2 protein-coding genes are annotated in these 2,091 nt (G+C 52.1%); one reads left to right on the forward strand and one right to left on the reverse strand.

Annotated features, from left to right (window positions below):
• The first annotated feature begins 239 nt into the window (after positions 1 to 239).
• Positions 240 to 1,232: an integron integrase gene (locus AC16KF_RS00780; RefSeq protein WP_484035373.1), complete on the forward strand. Its 993-nt coding sequence runs from the start codon at positions 240 to 242 to the stop codon at positions 1,230 to 1,232.
• Positions 1,233 to 1,429: 197 nt separating this feature from the next.
• Here AC16KF_RS00780 and AC16KF_RS00785 read toward each other — a convergent pair.
• Positions 1,430 to 2,091 (reverse strand): S1 RNA-binding domain-containing protein (locus tag AC16KF_RS00785; RefSeq protein WP_484035374.1); only part of this gene is annotated, 662 nt, incomplete at its 5' end.

Raw genomic sequence — 2,091 nt, forward strand, 5'->3', positions numbered from 1 at the left:
GCTATCTCGTAAATCGCCGCAGAAATAGCACTTAATGGCGCAAGCAATATTAGAACGATAATCAGAATACGCATGAACTAAATTTGCCTTTTCTCTGTTGTGCAAGGGGCGTGCCAACTATGTCTTAACCAGCCTGTAGGCTGTATAAGACACCGTTTGGGTGGTTATACAGCCTGTAGGCTGTATAATTGCCTATGTACAGCATTATACGCCCACATATTCAAAAGGCAAATATTCCAATGAACCAGCCAGCCCAGCCCGAAACCCCTCCAAAAGACAAAAAATTACTCGACCAGTATCGTGACGCCCTACGCGTTAAACAGTATTCCCAGCGCACCGAAAAGACATATATCAATTGGGCCAGGTCATACATCCTCTTTCATAACAAACGCCACCCCAAAGACATGGGTATTCCTGAAATTCGGGAATTCATTACCCATCTCGTTTCAGACAAGAAAATTTCAGGCTCTACCCAAACACAGGCGTTAAGTTCGATCCTCTTTCTCTATCGTCATGTTCTGCGCATCGCGCTGGATGAAAACGCCCTTGTCGAATTTCGCCCCCAAAAAGCAAAGACCGTCCCCGTCGTGCTTTCGAAAGAAGAAATCAAATCCGTGATCGCCAATTTGAGCGGCGTCAACAAGATTATCGCGCAGGTCATGTACGGCGGAGGCTTGCGCGTGATGGAAACCATGCGCCTGCGCGTCAAAGATATTGACTTTGCCAACCATCAAGTGATCGTCCGCGATGGCAAAGGCGACGATGATCGTTCTACCATTCTGCCTGATAGTGTCGTCGAGCCGCTAAAACACCATTTGGAGCAAGTCAGACGAATACATCAAAAAGACCTGGCAAAAGGATACGGCTCTGTCTATCTGCCCTTTGCTCTGGAGCGGAAATATCCAAACGCCAGCAAAGAATGGGTATGGCAATACGTCTTCCCTGCCGCCAGCCTCTTCAAAGAGCCAGGGACGGGTATAACCCGCCGCCATCATTTACATGAAACGGCAGTCCAAAAAGCCGTGAAAGAAGCGGCGCGCTTGGCAAGGGTTGATAAACATGTCACCCCTCACACCTTCCGTCACTCCTTCGCAACCCACCTCCTGCAAAATAACTACGATATTCGCACCATTCAGGAACTCCTCGGTCACAAAGACGTCAAAACCACCATGATCTACACCCACGTCATCCAACGCGGCGGCCTCGCCGTCAAATCCCCCCTCGACACCTAATCTCCAATCCTCCAATTCTCTAATCCTCTAATTCTCCAATTCTCTAATTCTCTAATCCTCCAATCCTCTACTCCTCCAATCCACCTAACACCTCCCCAACAAAAAAAGCGGACGATGCCTCCCTCATCATCCGCTTTCCACTTTCTACCCTCAATCCTCTACTCCTCTAATCCTCTAATCTTCTAATCATCCACGTTCTACCTTCTGCCGCCGCGATCACCGCCACGCCGATCCCCTCCGCGCCCGCGATCTCCGCCGGGTCTTCCGCCTCCGCCGCTTCGGCGCGGACCGTCTTTCTCGCGCGCCTCTTCTGCCGTCCAACCTTCAAGCACAGCCTGACGCGAGAGTCGAATCTTTCCTTGTCCGTCAATGTCGGTCACCATCACGGTGATCTCTTCGCCCATGCCGACCACATCTTCCACTTTGTTCACGCGCTCAGAAGCGAGTTGCGAAATGTGGACGAGCCCGTCCATGCCAGGCAGGATTTCGACGAACGCGCCGAAGTCCGCGATGCGAACGACTTTGCCGGTGTAGATGTTCCCAACGACAGCCTCTTCGCCAAGTCCAGCGATGCGTTCCTGCGCGATCTTCGCGCCGACGCCATCGGTGGACGCGATGTACACCGTGCCGTTTTCTTCGATGTCGATCTTTGCGCCGGTCTCTTCTTGCAATGCGCGGATGTTCTTTCCGCCCGGTCCGATCAACGCGCCGATCTTATCAACGGGGATTTTTACGGTGATGATGCGCGGCGCGTGCTCTTTGATGTCGGGTCGCGATTCGGGCAACACTGCCAGCATCTTTTCCAAAATGGAGGCGCGCGCCACCTTCGCTTGTTCGAGCGCTTCTTTCATCATCTGCG

The organism is Candidatus Defluviilinea gracilis (genome assembly GCF_057138825.1).